The organism is Demequina sp., from assembly GCF_024642165.1.
GTDB lineage: Bacteria > Actinomycetota > Actinomycetes > Actinomycetales > Demequinaceae > Demequina.
In genome coordinates this window covers 362-20335 of record NZ_JAHEBP010000036.1, presented here as the reverse complement: position 1 = coordinate 20335, position 19974 = coordinate 362, and the positions used below count along the sequence as shown (strand labels likewise).

Here is a 19974-nt window from a genome sequence, read left to right as displayed (position 1 = left end):
GACATCGGCTCGGAGGTGCGCTGCCCGGCGAGCGAGCCCATGACGCCGCGCACCTCGCGCTGCGCGCGCTTGACGTGGTCGAGGGTCCGTAGCAGGCGCTCTCGCAGCTGCGGCTCGACGTCCTGGGAGATCGACTCGACCTGCATCGCGGTGGCGAACAGCTCCTGGGACACGAAGTCGTGGAGATCGTCCGCGAGACGCTGACGCTCCTCCAGCATGGTGGTCATGTTCTTCACGTGCGTGAGCTCGGCGAGGGACAGCGCCATCGCGGCCTGGTTGGCGAAGCGCTGCGCGATCGCGAGGTCCTCCGGCTCGAACGCTGCCATGCCGCGGTCCCGCCACAGCATGAGCAGCCCCACGGTGCGTCGCTGAGCGCGCAGCGGCGCGTACATGGTGGGGCCGAGCGTCTGCACCGCCTCGAGAACGATCGACCCCGGCGGCTCCGCCGAGATCACTCCTCGCCCGCTGCGGATCGACTCGACTGCCTTGCCCTGCTCAGGCAGCACCAGACCCAGCAGATCGGCCCCCCGTGGGCCGGAGGTGATCTCCATCGTCCAGGAGCCGTCGACGCCGGGAAGCACCAGCGCGGCGTTGACGGCGCCCGCCAGCTCGTTGGCGGCGGTGACGATGGTCTCGAACGCCTCTTCGTCGCCCGGATCGGCCAGCAGCGCCGTGGTGATGTCCTGGGACGCGGCCAGCCACCGCTCGCGCGTGAGCGCCTTCTCGTACAGCTGGGCGTTGTCGATGGCGACGGACGCCGCGGCGGCGAGCGCCTCCACCACGGCCTCGTCGTGGAGCGTGAATTCGCCGTCCTTGTTGGCGAGGTACAGGTATCCGAACACCGCACCTCGCACCTTGAGCGCGGTGCCGAGGAACGAGCCCATCTTCGGGTGCCCCGCCGGCATGCCCTGGAACGCCGGGTGATCGGTCAGGTCGCCCAGCACCAGCGACCCCTCGGCCGGGATCTCCGCGAGCACGCCGACCGCATTGGGCGCGCGGCCGATCCGCTCCCAGACTCCACCGGGGATGCCCCGGTAGTGGAACTCGACGCTGATGCCCTCGGAGTCGAGCACGTTGATCGCGGCGAACCGCGCCCCGGTGTGCTCCGTGGACGCGGCGAGGAAGCGGTCGAGCACGTGCGGCAGATCCAGCTGCGAGTTCAGCGACACGATCGCGTCCGTCAGCGCGTCCGACACGGGCGGCTCCCTCCCCGGGGTCTCGTCAGTCATCCAGGCTGACCACCGAGTCTGCCAGGTCGAGCAGGGAGTGGTCGTGGGTGACGATCACCACGGTACGGCCTTCCCGTCGCATCGCGTCGACCATGGCGCGCAGGGCCACCGACCCCTCCTCATCGAGGTGCTCCGCGGGCTCGTCGATGAGGTGGACGGGGGCCGGGCTCAGGCTCGCCCGGGCCAGCAGGAGGCGCCTGCGCTCGCCTCCGGAGATCGACCGGCCGCCGGGTCCGAGCACCGTGTCGATGCCGTCCGGCAGGCCCCGCACCCAGCCCTCCAGCCCCACCAGGTGGAGCGCGCGCCACGCCGCGTCCTCGTCGACGTCGCCGCGAGCGACCCGCAGGTTCTCCATCACGGACGTCCCGAACACGTGCGCGTCCTCGGCGGTCATGGCGATGGCGTGCCCCGTCATGGCGGCGTCGACGTCCCGCCCGCCCAGCGTGGCCGCACCCGCGGCCGGTTCGAGCGCGCCCGCGATGGTGGTGAGCAGGGTGGTCTTGCCGATTCCGGATCGGCCGATCACCGCAAGTACCCCGCCGGATGCCACGGTCGCTGTCACCGGGCGGGTGGGCGTCATGCCTGGCCAGGCGGCGCTGAGCGCGTCGAGCGTGAGGGGGGACGATGCGGCGGCCGGAAGGGCGCCGGTGCCGCCGTCGACCTGGTCGCCGGGAATGGTGCCGGTCATCTCGGCGAGCCGGTGCGCCGCCGCGGCCGAGCGGAAGTACTGCATCACGGCGGCTGGGACGGCACCGATCGCCTCGAACGCCGCCAGGGGCAGGAGCGCGACCACCGCGGCACCGGGCCCGTCGAGATCCCCCGCCCGCGCGGCGAGCACGCCCAGGCCCACGAGCGCCACGAGGGCGATCCCGGAGAACAGCGCCTGCGCGCCGGCCGCCCAGGCCGCGGGTCGGGCCGCCAGCTCATGAGCGTGCTCGGCGTCGCGGTCCGCTCGCTGCAGCGCGTCCGCGGCCTCGTGCGAGACGCCCCACACCCGATGCTCGGTGGCGCCATCCATCGCGGACAACGCGGCCGTGGTGACCTCGGCGCGTGCCAGCGTGCCCTGGACCGCCGCGATGCGGGCCGAGCGCGCCGTGAGCATCGCCGGCACCACTCCCGCGAGCAGCAGGCACACGGCGAGCACCAGCCCGGCGACCGGCACCAGCGACGCGACGATCGCCACCGCGATGGCCGAGACCGCGGCCGCGACGCCGAGCGGGATGAGAGCGCGCACCACGGCGTCCCCGATCGCGTCGAGGTCCGCACCCAGTCGTGCCACCAGATCGCCGCGGCGCAGGCCCAAGACGGTGCGCGCGCCGGACCGCGCGAGGCGGTCGTAGGCGCGCTCCCGCAGGGTCACCACGCCCCGCAGCGCCGCGTCGTGGGACGCGAGCCGCTCGAGGTAGCGGAACAGGCCTCGGGAGACGCCGAAGAACCGCACCACGGTCGCGGCGATCGCCACATCCGCAGGGGACGGCATCTGCGCGGCCTTGGCGATGAGCCAGGCGGCCACCGCCGCCAAGCCGATCGCCGAGCCCAGCGCCATGGTGCCGGCGAGCACCGCGCGCACCACCGCCCACCGCCTCACGCCCGTCTCGCGGATCGCGGCCCGGAGCGCCGCCCAGTCGCCTCGACCGCCCCGGGGCGCACTCATGAGGATCCCTCCGTCGCGAGGGCGGTGACCAGGACCACGGAGTCGGCGGCCGCGAGCACCTCGGGCTCGTGGGAGGCGACCACCACGGTGGCCCCCGCGTCGGCGAGCGACCGCATCCGCGCGATGACCTCGGCCCGCGAGGCACGGTCCAGGTGCGACGTCGGCTCGTCGAGCAGCACCACCGCACGGCCGGAGCCGAAGGCGCGGTCGAGGGCGCGCCGCTGACGCTGTCCGAGCGACAGGGTGCGGCCCTCGACCCCCAGATCGGGCCGCTGCGGCACCCACGCCACCTGCGCGAGCCAGCCGTCCAGCTCGACCGCCGCATCGTCCCGCAGCACGGGCACGCCGCCCACCGCGACGTGGCCCGCGTCCGGCGCCAGCAGCCCGGTGAGGGCGAGCAGCGCCGTCGACTTGCCCTCGCCGTTCGGGCCGCGCAGGGCGGTGATGGCGCCCGGTGCCGCGGCGAAGGACAGCCCGGCCGGCGCGAGGCGGGCGCCGTCGGGTGTGGCGACCGAGAGCCCGGAGACGTCGAGACGCGCCCCCCTCAGATCGGGCGCGGCGCCGAGCACGGCGCGCGGGTGGGTGGGAGCCTCATCGACCAGCGAGAAGGCGGCGTCCGCGGCGGCGAGACCGTCCGCCGACGCGTGGAAGTGGGTGCCGACGGCCCGCAGGGGCAGGTAGACCTCGGGCGCGAGCACCAGCACCGCGAGCGCCGTCTCGATGCCGATGCCGCCGTCGATGAGTCGAAAGCCCATGGTGACGGCGACGATGGCGACCGCGAGCGTGGTGAGCAGCTCGAGCACCATGCCCGAGAGAAAAGCGACCCGCAGGGAGCCCATGGTGGCGTGCCGCTGGGCGTCTCCCAGGGCGCGAACCCGCGCGGCCGGGCCCCGCTCCCGACCCAGCGCCTTGAGCGTGGGGAGCCCCTCGACCAGGTCGAGGGTGCGGGTGCCGAGCCGCTGCATGGCCTCGAGGTGCCGCGCGGACCGTTCGCGGGTGACGAGCCCGACCAGCACCATGAACACCGGCACCAGCGGCAGTGTCGCCACCACGATCACGGCGGACAACCAGTCGAGGCCCAGCACCACCACGATCATCACGGGCGTGACGGTGGCCGCCAACGCGAGCTGCGGCAGGTAGCGCACGAAGTACGGCAGCAGATCGTCGAGGCCGCGTGTCACGAGCGTAGTGACGTCCGCCGTGCGGCCGCCCGCGGCCCATCGGGGGCCCAGCCTCGCCACGTGCGCGACGACCATCTCCCGCAGCTGCGAGATCACCTGGACGCCCGCGCGGTGCGCGAGCCTCTCCTGGAGCCAGGCCACGCCCGCGCGCAGCGCGACCACCGCGGCCAGCGCCGCGAGGCCCGTCGAGAGCTCGCGGGCTCCCTCCGGGACGATGCGCCCCCACCAGCCCAGGCCGTCGGAGTCCAGCGGGGTGGGGGACAGGATCGGGGCGAGCAGGCGCGCGAGCAGCAGGGCCTGGACCAGGATGAGCAGGGCCGTCAGGAAGCCCAGGCCCGCCGTCACGACGATGTGGCGGCGAGCCGGGCCGATCCGACGGATGAGCCGCGGATCGAGAGGACGCATCGAGAGGCTAGTTCTTCGCGAACGTCAGCTCGTTGTGCTCCGGGATGTGCTCCTCGGAGAGGCGGCGCCGGAACACCCAGTAGCTCCACGCCTGGTACGCGAGCACCACCGGCGTGAGGATCGCGGCCACCCAGGTCATCACCGTCAGCGTGTAGTCCGTGGAGGACGCGTTGTCGATGGTGAGCGAGTTGGCCGGGTCGTTGCTCGCCGGCATCACGTCCGGATACATCGAGCCGAAGATGAGCACCACGGCGCCCACGATCGCGACGCCGTTGGCGACGAAGGCCCAACCGAAGCGGCCCCGCAGCGACGAGTACCAGGCGCCGATCAGGGCGAGCGCGGCGACTCCGACCGCCGCCCAGGTCCAGGCCTTGCCGGAGTAGGCGAGCTGCGCCCAGACCGCCCACACTCCGGCCACCACGATCGCCGCGAGCGTCATCCGGCGGGCGACCGCCTCCGACCGTTCGCGGATCACGCCGTCCGTCTTGAGCGACAGGAACACCGCGCCGTGGGACAGGAAGAGCGTGAGGGTCACGAGGCCGCCCAGCAGGGCGAACGGGCTGACCAGCGTGAAGAAGTTCCCGATGAACTGGTGGTTCTCATCCAGCGGCACGCCGCGCACGAGGTTGGCGAACGCCACGCCCCACAGGATCGACGGGATCCAGGCGGAGAGGATGATGACCCAGTCCCACCGCGAGCGCCAGGTCTCGTCGTTGATCTTGCCGCGGTACTCGATGGCGACCGCGCGGACGATGAGCGAGAGCAGGATCAGCAACAGCGGCAGGTAGAAGCCGGAGAACATCGTGGCGTACCACTCCGGGAACGCCGCGAACGTGGCGCCGCCCGCCGTGAGCAGCCACACCTCGTTGCCGTCCCAGACCGGGCCGATGGTGTTGAGCGCGACGCGGCGGCCGCGGTTGGTCTTGCCCACGATGGGCATGAGCATGCCGACGCCGAAGTCGAAGCCCTCGAGGACCAGGTATCCGGTCCAGAGGACGGCGATGAGGATGAACCAGACGAGTGCGAGATCCATGGCGCGGGCTCCCTAGTACGCGAACGACAGCGGCTTGGCCGTGTCGTCGTCATCGGACTGGAGGACTGGCTCCGCGACCTCGGGCGCACCCTCGACCGCGTAACGCTGCATGAGCCGGAACCAGAACACCCCGAGGATCGCGTACACGATGGTGAAGCTGATCATCGAGGTGAGCACCTCCCCGGCGCTCACGGAGGTCGAGTAGCCGAACATCGTCATCAGCATGATCTGGTCGGACCCGGTGGGGTTGGGTGCCACCACGAACGGCTGGCGTCCCATCTCCGTGAAGATCCAGCCGAAGCTGGCGGCCAGGAACGGCATGGGCAGCGACACGAGCGCGAGCGTGCGCATCCAGCCCTGTGTCACCACACCCTTCTTGCGGGTGAACCACAGCACCGCGAGTGCGAGCGCCGCGGAGAAGGCCGCGAGCCCGATCATGAGGCGGAAAGACCAGTAGGTGACAGCGAGGTTGGGCCGGTAGTTGATCTCCTGGCCGTCGGGCGTGGTGGCGCCATAGCGCTCCGCGTACAGCTCCTGCAGATCGTTCAGCCCGGGGACCTCGGCGTTCCAGTCGCCGGTCGCAAGGTACGAGGTGAGACCCGGGACGGTGATGATGTGACGCACCGAGGAGGGATCGTCGCCCGCGAGGTTGCCGATGGTGAGCAGCGAGAACGCGGCGGGCTGCTCGGTCTCGATGAGCGCCTCCGCCGCCGCCATCTTGATGGGCTGCTGCTCGAACATCAGCTTCGCCTGGATGTCGCCCGTGACGATCACCGCGACCCCGGCGATGATCATCGTCACGGCGCCGAAGCGGGCCGCGGTCCGGTACATCGGGAGGTCGTGGTGGTCCCGGTCCTGACGGGAGCGGCGCACCATCCAGTAGACCGCGATGCCCGCGACGAACGTGCCGGCGACCAGGAAGGCGGTGGCGATCACGTGCGGGAAGGCCACCAGCGTGGTGCTGTTGGTGAGCACGGCTCCGATGTCGTTCATCTCGGCGCGGCCGGTCTCGGGGTTGTACTCGGCGCCCACCGGGTGCTGCATCCACGAGTTGGCGGCGATGATGAAGTAGGCGGAGAGCAGCGAGCCGATCGAGAAGGCCCAGACGGTCATCAGGTGGAGCCGCTTGGGCAGCCGGTCCCAGCCGAAGATCCACAGACCCAGGAAGGTGGACTCGAGGAAGAACGCGAGCAGCGCCTCCATCGCAAGCGGGGCGCCGAACACGTCTCCCACGAAGCGCGAGTACTCCGACCAGTTCATCCCGAATTGGAACTCCTGCACGATGCCGGTGGCGACGCCGAGGGCGAAGTTGATCAGCAGCAACTTGCCGTAGAACTTGGTCAGGCGCAGCCACTTCTCGTTGCCGGTCCGCACCCAGGCGGTCTGCATGATCGCCACGAGCAGCGACAGCCCGATCGTGAGCGGTACCAGCACGAAGTGGTAGACGGTGGTGATGCCGAACTGCCAACGCGCGAGCTCGAGCGCTTCCATAGGTGGGGACCTCCTAGTTGCCTAAGTTGAAACCTAATCGACCCAGGCTTTTTGCGCACCGGGACCTTGGTCCCGGGCGCGGCGACATACATATGCTGTGCGCGCCCGTCTCTGCGGGGGGCCCGCGGGTCTGCGGGCCCGACCGTTCGCGAGGCGCGGGTCCGCGCGGCGGATGTCCGGGATCGGGCCCGCCTGTGACACAATGGCCGAAGGTCAGGCGCCCAGCCACACCGGGTGCTCACCGCGCGACAGACGCAGCGAAGGTGCAGCTGCCAGTCCCGTCCGATCCCGCAGGGCTACAGCCCATCGCGGAGAAAACGGGGATGGGCGCTCGATATCGCCGCTGTCCGCCGCGACCATGAGACTTCCGTGGACACGATGAGTGAGCCACGAACGACGATGAGGTCGGGACCGCGTGTGGGCGGTCCCGATTCGAGGTACCCGCGTGAGCGAGGACAGCACCACACCCGACGTCACCGTCGCAGCCCCCCTATTCCAGGCGCCCGAGCCCAGCCGCTCGCGCCGAGCCTCGGCCCCGGCCGGGCCACCCACCGCAGCCCCCACGGCGGCGCCTCCCGCGTCGCCGTTCGGGGCGCCCGCGGCGAGTGGCGACACGTCGCCCGCGGACGGCGGCGCGGACACGCCCAAGCGCAAGAACTCGGGATCGAAGAAGTCCGGCGGCAAGAAGAAGCCGGCGCCCGATGCCTCGACTGACTCCAACGGCGACGCGCCGGCCCCCGATGAAGGCAAGGACGCGGCCGCTGACGCCGGAGGCGACAGGCCCGCGCGGCGCCGCCGTTCGGGCGCCACGACCACGTCTGCCGGGGACGGTGAGGAGCGGTCCGACGACGACGCCGCGCCCGTGGGCGGCGGCTCCGACTTCGATGGCTCCGATGCTGACTCTGACGATTCCGGCGACTCCGGCGATGGCGGCCCGCGCCGGCGTCGCCGCCGCGGCGGACGCGGTCGCGGCAAGAAGCGCCCGTCCGACGGTTCGGCCGACAACGGCGAGGACGCCACGGACGCATCGTCCGACGACTCGCGGTCCGAGGACGGCGGCTCCGGCGACGGCCGCGACGCCGCGGAGGACAGCTCCGACGGGGACTCCGACGGCGGCGACGGCGGCGACTCCGACGGCGAGGGCGGCTCGCGCCGGCGCCGCCGCAGCCGCAGCCGTGGCTCCCGTTCTTCGGGCGGCAGCGGTGGCGGCAGCGGTGGTGGCGGCAACGGCGGTGGCGGTTCCGAGGACCAGCTCCAGGGCTCGACCCGCCTGCAGGCCAAGCGCCAGCGCCGCCGCGACAGCCGCGACGGCCAGCGCCGCCGCCCCGTGATCTCCGAGGCCGAGTTCCTGGCTCGCCGGGAGTCCGTCATGCGCTCGATGGTGGTGCGCGAGAAGGATCACCGCGTGCAGATCGCCGTCCTCGAGGACGACGTGCTGGTCGAGCACTACGTGTCGCACCAGGCGCAGCAGTCGATGGCCGGCAACGTCTACCTGGGCCGCGTGCAGAACGTGCTGCCGGGCATGGAGGCCGCGTTCGTCGACATCGGTCGCGGACGCAACGCCGTGCTCTACGCCGGCGAGGTCAACTGGGATGCCGCGGGCCTCGAGGGCAAGGCCAAGCGGATCGAGCTCGCGCTCAAGCCGGGTGATCAGGTCATGGTCCAGGTCACCAAGGACCCGATCGGCCACAAGGGCGCGCGGGTGACGTCGCAGATCTCGCTCGCGGGCCGATTCCTGGTCTACGTGCCGGCGGGCGGCGTGACCGGCATCAGCCGGAAGCTGCCCGACACCGAGCGCAACCGCCTCAAGAAGCTGCTGCGCGAGGTGATTCCGGCGGATGCCGGCGTGATCGTGCGCACCGCCGCGGAGGGCGCCTCGGAGGACGAGCTCCGCGCCGACGTCGAGCGCCTGAAGCGCCAATGGCAGACCATCCTGGATGAGTCGACGGCCGGGGCCAAGGCGCCCAAGCTGCTGCGCGGCGAGCCGGACATGGCGATCCGAGTGGTGCGCGACATCTTCAACGAGGACTTCGACTCGCTGACCATCCAGGGCGACGACACGTGGAACTCGCTGTCGATGTACGTGGGTCAGGTCGCGACGGACCTCATGCCACGCCTGCACAAGTTCGCCGGCGACCGCGACGTCTTCGCCGAGTCGCGCATCGACGAGCAGCTTGCCAAGGGCATGGACCGCAAGGTCTGGCTGCCCTCCGGCGGCTCCCTGGTCATCGACCGCACCGAGGCGATGACGGTCATCGACGTCAACACGGGCAAGTTCGTCGGCAAGGGCGGCACGCTCGAAGAGACGATGACCCTCAACAACCTCGAGGCGGCCGAGGAGATCGTGCGCCAGCTGCGCCTGCGCGACATCGGCGGCATCATCGTCATCGACTTCGTCGACATGCTGCTCGAGGCCAACCGGGATCGCGTGCTGCGCCGACTGATCGAGTGCCTGGGTCGCGACCGCACCAAGCACCAGGTGGCCGAGGTCACGTCGCTGGGGCTGGTCCAGATGACCCGCAAGCGCGTGGGACAGGGACTGGTCGAGGCGTTCTCCGAGACCTGCGAGCACTGCAAGGGCCGTGGCTTCCTGGTTCACGGCGAGCCCGTGGCCGAGGCGAGCGAGAAGCAGCCCGAGCCGCGCCGCAACTCGCGAGGAGCCCGCGGGGGTCAGCAGCAGGGCAAGCCGGCCCAGCAGGGTCAGCAGAACCAGGGCAAGCAGTCCCAGCCCGACGAGGACCCGCACGGCGAGACGCACGCGCTCGACGACCGCGAGGAGGCGCGGGCCGCCGTCAAGGCGACGCTCGCCTCGATCGCGGCCGCCGCCGAGAAGGCGCACCACCACGACGAGGTCACCGGGGAGCCCCTCGAGGCTCTCGAGGCGGCCGTCGAGGTCGAGATCGTGTTGCCGGAGCCCGCTCATCAGAACGACGCCGACCTCGACGTGGATCACGTCGACGGCGAGGCGTTCGAGGGCGATGAGGAGCGGCCCGGGGAGCAGTAGGGCGGCGGGCCATCCCGCGGGCGCGCCGAGTTTGACCCGGCGCCGCTCGAGCCGGTACATTTGTACGTCGGCGCGCCGCGCGCCGAAGCCCTGTCAGCGCCCTCATCGGGAGCGGCCGCGGCAGGAAGCCGGCCCCATCCGGGGCCGTTACAACGAGTTTCACGAGGAATAGATCATGGTGTACGCGATTGTGAAGGCCGGTGGCCGCCAGGAGAAGGTCTCCGTTGGCGACATCGTCGTTGTCGACCGTCTGAAGGCTGGTGCCGGCTCGACTGTCGAGCTCGCGCCGGTGCTGCTGGTCGATGGCGACAAGGTCACGTCGGACGCCGCGGCGCTCGCCAAGGTGAAGGTGACGGCGGAGGTGGTGCGCGACGAGCGCGGCCCCAAGATCATCATCCTCAAGTTCAAGAACAAGACCGGCTACCGGAAGCGCCAGGGGCACCGTCAGGACCTGACGCGCCTCAAGGTCACCGGAATCAAGTAGGGCGAGGAGTCACTCATGGCACACAAGAAGGGCGCGAGCTCCTCGCGCAACGGTCGCGACTCGAACGCGCAGTACCTGGGCGTCAAGCGCTTCGGCGGTGAGGTCGTGAACGCAGGCGAGATCATCGTCCGCCAGCGCGGCACCCACTTCCACCCGGGCAACAACGTGGGCCGAGGCAAGGACGACACCCTGTTCGCCCTCGCCGCCGGCTCGGTGCAGTTCGGTCGTCGTCGGGGCCGCAAGGTCATCGACGTCGTCGAGGCCTGAGCACTCGATCTCTCACTTTCAGTCAGGGGCGCGCCGCGAGGCTGCGCCCCTGACTCGTCTCTAGGCTGGGACGGGACGATGCGCATCGTCCGTCCCCGCCGCATCGTCCAGGAGGAGCCATGGCATCGTTCGTGGACCGCGTGACGCTTCACGTCACGGCGGGCAACGGCGGCCATGGAGTCGCCTCTGTGCACCGCGAGAAGTTCAAGCCGCTCGGCGGCCCCGACGGCGGCAACGGCGGCCGCGGCGGATCCGTGGTGCTGGTGGTGGACCCGCAGGTCACCACGCTGCTCGACTACCACCACGCCCCGCACCGCATGGCGGAGAACGGCAAGCAGGGTGCCGGCGACATGCGTCACGGCGCCACCGCCGCGGACCTCAGGCTCGGGGTGCCCAACGGCACCATCGTGAAGTCCAAGGACGGCGAGGTGCTCGCCGACTTGGTGGGCGAGGGCGCCGAGTTCGTGATCGCGGCGGGAGGGCGCGGGGGCCTCGGCAACGCCGCCCTCGCGACCGCCAAGCGCAAGGCCCCTGGCTTCGCACTGCTCGGCGAGCCGGGCGAAGAGGCGAGCGTGGTGCTCGAGCTCAAGTCGATCGCCGACGTGGCGCTCGTGGGCTTCCCGAGCGCGGGCAAGTCCTCATTGATCGCGGCCATGAGCCGCGTGCGCCCCAAGATCGCCGATTACCCGTTCACCACCCTGGTGCCGAACCTTGGCGTGGTGCAGTCGGGTGGCACGCGGTACACGATCGCGGACGTCCCGGGCCTCATCGAGGGCGCGTCCGAGGGCAGGGGCCTGGGTCACGACTTCCTGCGCCACATCGAGCGGTGCTCCGTCATTGCCCACGTGCTCGACACCGCGACGCTGGAGACCGACCGCGACCCGCTGCGCGACCTCGACATCATCGCGGCTGAGCTGCGCGCCTACTCGGGCGACGAGGCGATCAGCGGCGTGCCGCTGGCGGATCGCCCGCAGATCATCATCCTCAACAAGGTCGACATCCCCGACGGGCGCGACCTCGCGGAGATGGTGCGTCCGGAGCTCGAGGAGCGGGGGATGCCCATCTTCGAGGTGAGCGCGGTCACCCACGAGGGCCTCAAGGAGCTGGGGTTCGCGCTCGCCCGCATGGTCGAGGAGGAGCGCGCCAAGATCCCCGAGCTGGAGAAGGCGCCCATCGTGATCCGCCCGACGGCGGTCGACGATTCCGGCTTCACCGTCACCCACGTGCGCGACGGCGCGGAGGACTACTACCAGGTGCGCGGATCCAAGGTGGAGCGGTGGGTCAAGCAGACCAACTTCGCCATCGACGAGGCCGTGGGATACCTGGCGGACCGGCTCGCCCGCGCGGGCGTCGAGGACGCGCTGTTCAAGGCGGGCGCGACGCCGGGCTGCGAGGTGGTGATCGGGCCGCGCGTGGGCGGGATCGTGTTCGACTGGGAGCCCACCATGATGGCCGGCGCGGAGCTGCTGGGCCAGCGCGGCTCGGACCTGCGCATCGAGCAGCACGAGCGTCAGCACCGCGCCACGCGCGCCGAGAAGCGCGAGGAGCACAAGGAACGGATGGACGCGCGCGCCGCCGCTCGCCAGGAGCTGTGGACCGAGCGCGACGCCGGCCACTGGACCGATCCCGCCGAGGACGACGAGTAGCCTTCCTCCAGGAACGATCGGCGTAGGCGAGGGGAGTCAGCGGTGAGCGAGGCGCGCGCGAGCGTGGTGCGGGCACGTCGCATCGTCGTGAAGATCGGGTCCTCGTCGTTGACCCATGGCGACGGCACGCTCGACGAGGCCCGCGTGAGCGCGCTCGTGGACGTCCTGGGGGCCGCGCGTCGTGACGGTCGCGAGGTGCTGCTGGTGACCTCGGGATCGATCGCCGCCGGGATCGGTCCGCTGGGTCTCGCCGCCCGCCCCACCAATCTCGAACTGCAGCAGGCCGCCGCCTCCGTGGGCCAGGGCAAACTGATCCACGCGTACACGGTGGCCTTCGCGCGGTTCGGGCTCACCGTGGGCCAGGTGCTGCTGACAGCGGACGACTTGGTGCGCCGCGCGCACTACGGGAACGCGCGCCGCGCGCTCGAGTCGCTGCTGGCGCTGGGCGTGGTGCCCATCATCAACGAGAACGACACGGTGGCCACCGACGAGATTCGATTCGGCGACAACGACCGCCTGGCGGCCCTGGTCGCCACCGCGGTGCGCGCCGATGTGCTGGTCCTGCTCACCGACGTCGACGCGCTCTACACGGCGGCTCCCGACGCCCCCGGCGCACGGCGCATCGCCGAGGTGCACGGCCCCGAGGACCTGCACGGCATCGACATCTCGCGGCGCGGATCCGCCGTGGGCACCGGCGGCATGATCACCAAGATCGAGGCGGCGTCGCTCGCGACCAACTCGGGGGTGACCACCGTGCTCGCCGCCGCCGCGGAGGCGGCGCGGGCCGTCGCGGGTGAGGACGTCGGCACGGTGTTCCTGCCCACCGGCAGGCCCGAGCGGACCCGCCTGCAGTGGCTGGCGGACGCCGCCAAGACCCGCGGGGGGATAGTCCTGGACGACGGCGCTGTGCGTGCGCTGCGCGGCCGTCAGGCGTCCCTGCTCGCCGCGGGCGTGGTCGCGATCCGCGGCGCCTTCGAGGCGGGGGAGCCGGTGGACCTGGTGTCGCGCGACGGAACGCTCGTGGCGCGCGGCTTCGCCGGCTTCTCTTCGGAGGAGGCGGACCGCATGAAGGGACTCAGCACCGAGGCGCTGGGGGAGGTGCTTGGCGAGGCCTTCGCGCGCGAGCTCATCCACATCGATCACCTCGTGGTGCTGTAGGGCGAGTCCCGCTCCTCGTGGTCGCGAGACCTGTCGTACCCACCCCTAGAATCGAAGAAGTCGATGCAAGGGGCCTGCTATGAGCACGGAGACTACCGAGAAGCCGATCACCCCGTGGTGGGCGATGGATCCCGCGGACGCCGCGGCGGAGCTGGGGACGGGACTGGACGGGCTCTCCTCCGCTGACGCGCGCGACCGGCTGAGCAGGTACGGCCCCAACGCCCTGACGGCGGGGGAGTCCGCGACGTTCCTTCAGTTCGCGCTGCGGCAACTCGCGGATCCGATGAACCTCATGCTCGTCGGCGTCGCCGTGATCTCCGGCGTGATCGGTCAGGGCTCGACGGCCGTCATGGTGGGACTGCTCGTGGTCTTCAACGTGTGGTCGGGCGCGAGCCAGGAGCGCAAGGCGCAGGCCAGCGTCGACGCGCTTGCGACGATGCAGGTGCCGCAGGTGCGCGTCCGTCGTGACGGCGCCGTGGTCACCGTGCCGGCGCCGGACCTGGTCCCGGGCGATGTCATCGAGCTCGAGGCGGGCGACATCGTGCCCGCCGACGCGCGCATCGTCCGAGCGACCGCGCTCGAGACGCAGGAGGCCTCGCTCACCGGCGAGAGCGCACCCATCGAGAAGTCGGCGGCCACTCTCGCGGATCCCGCGACGGGCCTGGGCGACCGCGTCTCCATGCTGTTTCAGAACACGTCCGTCACGCGCGGCACGGCCACGGGGTTGGTGGTCGCGACCGGCATGGCGACCGAGATGGGCGCGATCGCGACCATGCTGTCGACCGTCGAGCGCGTCCAGTCGCCGCTGCAGAAGGAGCTGGGCTCGCTGACGCGGATCATCGGTGCCGTCGCGTGGGGCGCGGTCGCGGTGATCGTGGGGCTCGGGCTCGCCCGCGGGCAGTCCTTCGCGGACCTCATGTTCCTGGGCACGGCGGTCGCGATCTCCGCGATCCCCACCGGCCTGCCCACCTTCGTGCAGGGCATGCTCTCGTGGGGAGCTTCGCGCCTCAGCGAGGCCAAGGCCGTGGTCGCGTCGCTCAACGACGTGGAGACCCTGGGCGCGACCAGCGCGATCTGCTCCGACAAGACCGGCACGCTCACCATGAACCAGATGATGGCGCGCACGGTGTGGATCGGCGGCGACACGTTCACCGTCGACGGATCCGGATACTCGTTCGACGGGCGCGTGCGGCGCTCGCAGGGTGACGAGGTGAACCCCGGGGCGCCCCTGGCATACGCGCTTGCGCTCCCGAACGATGCGACCGTGAGCGCGGACGGCGTGGTGGTGGGCGACCCGACCGAGGCAGCCTTCATCGTTCTCGCCGAGAAGCTCGGGGTCGACGTCCCGGAGACCCGGCGCCGCTTCCCCCGCGAGGCGGAGGTGCCGTTCGACTCGGACTACAAGTTCATGGCGACCTTCCATCACGTCCAGTGGGAGGGCGAGCGCCGGCTGATCGGACTGGTCAAGGGCGCGCCGGACGTGCTGCTCGCGCGCTCGTCCAAGGCGTTCATGGCGGGCCGCGCGACCGTCCCGGTCGCGGACCTTGCGGACGACGTCACCGCGGAGATCGAGCGGCGCTCCGGTGAGGGCCTGCGAACGTTGGCCCTCGCGATCCGAATGGTCGAGCCCGCGGACGAGGCGGCGGTACTCGCCGACCCGATGGCCGCCGTCACCGGACTCGCATTCGTGGCCGTCGTCGGCATCGTCGATCCCTTGCGGCCGGAGGCCAAGGTGGCCGTCGACGAGGCGCACGCCGCGGGCATCGACGTGCGGATGATCACGGGCGACCACGTGGTCACCGCCGCCGCCATCGGGCGCGAGCTCGACCTGCCCGGCGAGGGCATGTCCGGAGCGGACTTCGCGGCGCTCACGGATGACGAGGTCGACGCACGGCTCGACGATCTCTCGGTGTTCGGCCGAGTGACGCCGCAGGACAAGCTGCGCCTGGTGCAGCGCCTGCAGGCGCGCGGCGAGGTGGTCGCCATGACCGGCGACGCGGTGAACGATGCGGCCGCGATCAAGCAGGCCGACGTCGGGGTCGCGATGGGCTCGGGTTCCGAGGTGACCAAGCAGGCCGCCAAGCTGGTGCTGACGGACGACAACTTCGCGACTCTGGTGCGTGCCGTCCAAATCGGACGGGTCGTGTACGCCAAGATCGTGAGCTACCTGACCTTCCAGATGTCGCAGCTCATCGCGCTGATCCTGCTGTTCCTGGTGGCGAGCGTGATCAACCTCAACCAGGGCGTCGCGCTCACGCCCACCATGGTGCTGATGCTCAACTTCGTGGTGGCCCTGTTCGCGGTGCTGGTCATCATGCTCGAGCCGGCGGCGCCCGGCCTGATGCAGCGTCCGCCCCGCAATCCGGCCGAGGGCATCGCCTCGATGGCCAACGTGTTGCGGTGGTCGGTCTACGGCGGGGCGTTGTTCGTCGCGGCATTCGTGCCACTCCTTGCGCGCAGCGACGAGTTGTCGCCCGACGACCCGTCCGCGCCGATGACCATGGCGTTCGTGATCGTGGCGTTCGGCACGCTGACCACCGGACTGCAGGTGCGGCGCGATCCGGAGACCGGGCTCACCGGTCCGTGGGGCAAGGGCCCACGTATGCTGCTGTGGCCCGCGGGATTCATCGTTCTTACGACCGAGCTGGGATTCCTGCAGAACTGGATGGGGACCACCAGCCTGAGCGGCCCGGAGTGGCTCGCGTGCATCGGGCTCTCCGCGTTCGTAGTGGTCGTGGTCGAGATCGACAAGGCGCTGCGGCGCAAGCGCGTCGCCGCCGTGCGCCCCACCGTCGAGGAGGCGGTGGCGCCGGCGCGCGCCCGCTGACCGCACCGCCCGCTGACCGCACCGTCCGGCCTACCCCGCAGACACCCCTCCACACTGATTGCGCACCCCTCCACCAGGGCCCCGGCGCATCGTGCGGCAGATGTTCGCCTGACACGGTTCATCGCTCGCGCGGTGTGGAGGGGCGCACGGGGGAGCGGTGGTGCCAGCACGGCGAGGGCAGGCACCCTCGGCCCGCCTAGACTGGGATGTCATGACCGACACCGCCGTTCCCATCCACGTCGAGAGCGCCGTCCTCGAGGCGTGCAGGCGCGCGAAGCTCGCGTCCCGCGCGCTCGCGACAGCCACCAGCACCGTCAAGGACGCGGCGCTGCACGCGATGGCCGACGCCCTGGTGGCTCACGCTCCGCGCATCGTCGAGGCGAACGCCAAGGACCTCGAGCGCGGACGCGACAACGGCATGTCGCCCGGGCTGCTTGACCGCCTCGCGCTCGACGAGGCGCGCATCGCCGCCATCGCGGACGCACTCCGGTACGTCGCGACGCTTCCCGACCCGGTGGGGGAGATCAAGCGCGGCTCCACGCTGCCCAACGGCATGCGTCTGGTCCAGAAGGCCGTGCCGATGGGCGTCGTGGGCATGATCTACGAGGCGCGTCCCAACGTCACCGTCGATGCCGCCGGCCTGGCGCTCAAGTCCGGCAACGCCGCGGTGCTGCGCGGAGGCTCGGCGGCCGCGTCGACCAACGAGGTGATCGTGGCGGTGCTGCAGGAGTCGCTCGAGGGCGTGGGCCTGCCGCGGGACTGCGTGCAGTCCATCGACGCCTACGGCCGCGCCGGCGCGCGCGTGCTCATGCACGCCCGCGGTCTCGTGGACGTGCTGGTCCCTCGCGGCGGTCGCGACCTGATCCAGACCGTGGTGCGCGAGTCCACGGTGCCGGCGATCGAGACCGGCGAGGGCAACTGCCACGTGTACCTCGACGCCTCGGCGCCACTCGATCGGTCCATCGACATCGTGGTCAACTCGAAGACCCACCGGGTGGGCGTCTGCAACGCCGCCGAGACCCTGCTGGTCCACAAGGACGCCGAGGACAAGGTGCCCGCGGTGCTCGCCGCGCTGCACGATGCCGGAGTCACCATCCACGCGGACGAGGCCGTCGCGGCGCTGGCCCCGATCCACGTGCCGACGATCCCTGCGACCGAGGAGGACTGGGCGACCGAGTACCTGTCGCTCGACCTCGCGGTCAAGATGGTCGACACCATCGACGAGGCGATCCAGCACATCGCCCGCTACTCCACCGGCCACACCGAGGCGATCGTCACCAACGACATCGACGCCGCCCAGCACTTCGTCGCGCACATCGATTCGGCCGCGGTCATGGTCAACGCTTCGACACGCTTCACCGACGGAGCAGAGTTCGGACTGGGAGCCGAGATCGGCATCTCCACGCAGAAGCTGCACGCGCGCGGCCCCATGGGCCTCGGCGAGCTCACCACCACCACCTGGGTGGCGTACGGGGATGGACACATCCGTCCCTGACGTCGCCCGCGCATCGTCCCGCGCGCATCGTCCGGCCCTGAGGGACGATGCGCGCCGAGCGGCACGGCGCTCCCGTCGCCCCCTCATCGGTGACATAATCGCGGGAGACAACAGGAGGAGCCCCCAATGATCACCGAGGCTGTCGAGACCACCTCGCACGTCGTCAACGAGCTGCCCATCTCCGCGCCCGCGATCGGGCTCCTGGCCTTCACGGCCCTGATGGGGCTGATGTTCGTGACCTACGCCTTCCGGAGCGTGGGTACGCGTCACTGACGTGGATGCGCCGATCTCGCGCGTAGGCGTGCTCGGCGGCACGTTCGATCCCGTGCACACGGGGCACCTCGCGGCTGCCTCGGAGGTATGCGCGGAGCTGGGCCTCGACCAGGTGCTGCTCACGCCCGCGAACTCCCAGCCATTCAAGATCGGATTCGACGCCGCGCCGCCCGAGCATCGTCTCGAGATGTGCCGGCTTGCGGCCGACGAGGACGATCGCTTCGCCGTCTCGGCCGTCGACATCGAGCGCGGGGGAGTGACCTACACGGTCGACACGCTCACCGATCTGCGGGAGCAGCGGCCCGGCACGGAGTTCTTCTTCATCACGGGCGCGGACGCGCTCGCGCGGCTCGACGAGTGGAAGGACGCGGAGCGTCTGGGCAAACTCGCGACATTCGTTGGAGTGACACGGGCGGGTCATTCGTTAGTTCCGTCGAATAGGCCACATATCCTGGTGGAGGTTCCCGCGCTGGCGATATCCTCTACCGATGTCCGTCGCCGGGTGAGGGCCAGGAGACCGATCCGCTACCTTGTACCCCGCCCTGTGGCCGATTACATCGCCTTGAACGGGCTCTACTACGGAGGAATCGATGACTGACCAGGGAAGGCCTATGTCGCGTCGCACGCGACGCGAGGTCGAGGCCCGCAGGGCCGCCCCTGACCAGCCCACCACCCCCATTCGATCCACGGATGGGCTGGGCACGCTCACCAACGCAGACGGCACGCCGCTCACGCGGAAGCAGCGCCGCGTTCTCGAACGGGAGGCGCACCCCGTCGAGACGTGGACGGCCGAGGAACAGCTGATCGCGACCGGGCAGATCCCTGCCATGACGCCCGATCTGCTGGCCGCCCAGGAACTGGTGGAGCGCCGTCGCGCCGAGAGCGAGGCGAGCTCGCCCGCCGCTGCCGAGCCGGAGCTTCCGCGCGCGGAGTCGGTTTTCGCCACGCCCGCGCCCGCGCCCACGCCTGTGGACGATGCGGCGGACCAGGTGGCCGACGACGCGGTGGTGGAGGCTGCCGTCGAGGCCGTCGAGGCCGTCGAGGCCGTCGAGGCCGTCGAGGCCGTCGAGGCCGTCGAGGCCGTCGAGGCCGTCGAGGCCGTCGAGGCCGCACCCATCGAAGCTGCCGAGCCGCTGCAGCCCGAGGCGGTCGCTGAGCCTGAGCCCGAGCCTGAGCCCGAGCCTCAGCCCGAGCCCGAGCCCGAGCCCGACGCCTGGAGCCCGGACGCGACATTCGACCCTGCGTCGATCGTCACCACCGTCGAGCCCGTCGCTGACTTCAGCGCCGAGTTCGAGCCCGTGATCGATGACGAGCCGGAGGAGGTCGCCCAGGCCTACGAGCCCGAGCCCGAGCCCGAGCCCGAGCCCGAACCCGAACCCGAACCCGAACCCGAACCCGAACCGGAACCCGAGGACGACCTCGCAGACGTCCCAGACGCCGAGGAACCGCCTGCCGCGCAAGTGCCCACGGGAGAGATCCCCGAGCAGTACCGGCACCTGTTCCCACCGGGCTCCCTGCAGGCGCGACACCTCCAGGAGCGCCTCGAGCGGGGCGGGAATGCCACGCCGCCCAGCGGCCTTCCGACTCCGAAGCGGCATGTCGTCGAGGGTGCGTCAGACGACCCGGCCGAGGAGATCCGCCGACTGACCGCGGCCGCGATGGCGGGCATCACGCGCGCGCAGCAGGTGCACCGTCCTGCCGAGCCCGAGCCCGAGCCTGCGGACGAAGTAGCGCCCGAGCCCGAGCCTGCGGACGAAGTAGCGCCCGAGCCCGACGAAGCGCCGGAGCCCGAAGCCGAGCCCGAGCCCGAAGCCGAGCCCGAGCCCG

General features: G+C 71.2%; 15 protein-coding genes. 10 read left to right on the top strand and 5 right to left on the bottom strand.

All coding sequences use genetic code 11. The annotated features are described in order from the left end of the window. The 5 genes from Q0L54_RS05130 to Q0L54_RS05110 form a co-directional block, all read right to left on the bottom strand. Positions 1-1196 (bottom strand): GAF domain-containing protein (locus Q0L54_RS05130; protein ID WP_296665965.1); only part of this gene is annotated, 1196 nt, incomplete at its 3' end. 25 nt (positions 1197-1221) lie between these two features. Continuing rightward, the gene (gene cydC / locus Q0L54_RS05125) at positions 1222-2883 is read right to left on the bottom strand and encodes a thiol reductant ABC exporter subunit CydC (RefSeq protein ID WP_296665964.1); all 1662 of its coding nucleotides are present in this window, start codon (positions 2881-2883) and stop codon (positions 1222-1224) included. After that, on the bottom strand, positions 2880-4469 hold the full coding sequence (locus Q0L54_RS05120) for an ABC transporter transmembrane domain-containing protein (protein WP_296665961.1): 1590 nt from the start codon (positions 4467-4469) through the stop codon (positions 2880-2882). The genes cydC and Q0L54_RS05120 overlap by 4 nt, the downstream gene beginning before the upstream one ends. Positions 4470-4476: 7 nt before the next feature. Beyond that, positions 4477-5502: a cytochrome d ubiquinol oxidase subunit II gene (gene cydB, locus Q0L54_RS05115; protein WP_296665959.1), complete on the bottom strand. Its 1026-nt coding sequence runs from the start codon at positions 5500-5502 to the stop codon at positions 4477-4479. A 12-nt stretch (positions 5503-5514) separates the two neighbouring features. Continuing rightward, a complete protein-coding gene (locus tag Q0L54_RS05110) occupies positions 5515-6993 on the bottom strand; it encodes a cytochrome ubiquinol oxidase subunit I (RefSeq protein ID WP_296665958.1) in 1479 nt (492 codons plus the stop codon). 445 nt (positions 6994-7438) lie between these two features. Here Q0L54_RS05110 and Q0L54_RS05105 point away from each other — a divergent pair, with 445 nt between their 5' ends. The 10 genes from Q0L54_RS05105 to Q0L54_RS05060 form a co-directional block, all read left to right on the top strand. Beyond that, complete coding sequence (locus Q0L54_RS05105) at positions 7439-9997, top strand: Rne/Rng family ribonuclease (RefSeq protein ID WP_366937935.1); 2559 nt, start codon at positions 7439-7441, stop codon at positions 9995-9997. A gap of 175 nt (positions 9998-10172) precedes the next feature. Then, positions 10173-10481 (top strand): 50S ribosomal protein L21, encoded by a 309-nt coding sequence (gene rplU, locus Q0L54_RS05100; RefSeq protein WP_296665956.1) that lies wholly within the window; start codon positions 10173-10175, stop codon positions 10479-10481. A 15-nt stretch (positions 10482-10496) separates the two neighbouring features. Further along, on the top strand, positions 10497-10748 hold the full coding sequence (rpmA, locus tag Q0L54_RS05095) for a 50S ribosomal protein L27 (RefSeq protein ID WP_296665955.1): 252 nt from the start codon (positions 10497-10499) through the stop codon (positions 10746-10748). 119 nt (positions 10749-10867) lie between these two features. Further along, complete coding sequence (gene obgE, locus Q0L54_RS05090) at positions 10868-12394, top strand: GTPase ObgE (RefSeq protein ID WP_296665953.1); 1527 nt, start codon at positions 10868-10870, stop codon at positions 12392-12394. A 42-nt stretch (positions 12395-12436) separates the two neighbouring features. Further along, complete coding sequence (proB, locus tag Q0L54_RS05085) at positions 12437-13552, top strand: glutamate 5-kinase (RefSeq protein ID WP_296665951.1); 1116 nt, start codon at positions 12437-12439, stop codon at positions 13550-13552. Positions 13553-13631: 79 nt separating this feature from the next. Further along, complete coding sequence (locus tag Q0L54_RS05080; protein ID WP_296665949.1) at positions 13632-16379, top strand: cation-transporting P-type ATPase; 2748 nt, start codon at positions 13632-13634, stop codon at positions 16377-16379. A 211-nt stretch (positions 16380-16590) separates the two neighbouring features. Further along, positions 16591-17874, top strand: a complete 1284-nt coding sequence (locus Q0L54_RS05075; protein WP_296665948.1) for a glutamate-5-semialdehyde dehydrogenase — start codon at positions 16591-16593, stop codon at positions 17872-17874. Between the two features lie 126 nt (positions 17875-18000). Beyond that, positions 18001-18147: a hypothetical protein gene (locus Q0L54_RS05070; RefSeq protein ID WP_296665946.1), complete on the top strand. Its 147-nt coding sequence runs from the start codon at positions 18001-18003 to the stop codon at positions 18145-18147. A gap of 1 nt (position 18148) precedes the next feature. Continuing rightward, positions 18149-18745 (top strand): nicotinate-nucleotide adenylyltransferase, encoded by a 597-nt coding sequence (gene nadD / locus Q0L54_RS05065; RefSeq protein WP_296665944.1) that lies wholly within the window; start codon positions 18149-18151, stop codon positions 18743-18745. Further along, positions 18738-19974, top strand: a 1237-nt coding sequence (locus Q0L54_RS05060) for a hypothetical protein (protein ID WP_296665943.1), incomplete at its 3' end; no start/stop codon positions are given. The genes nadD and Q0L54_RS05060, both read left to right, overlap by 8 nt.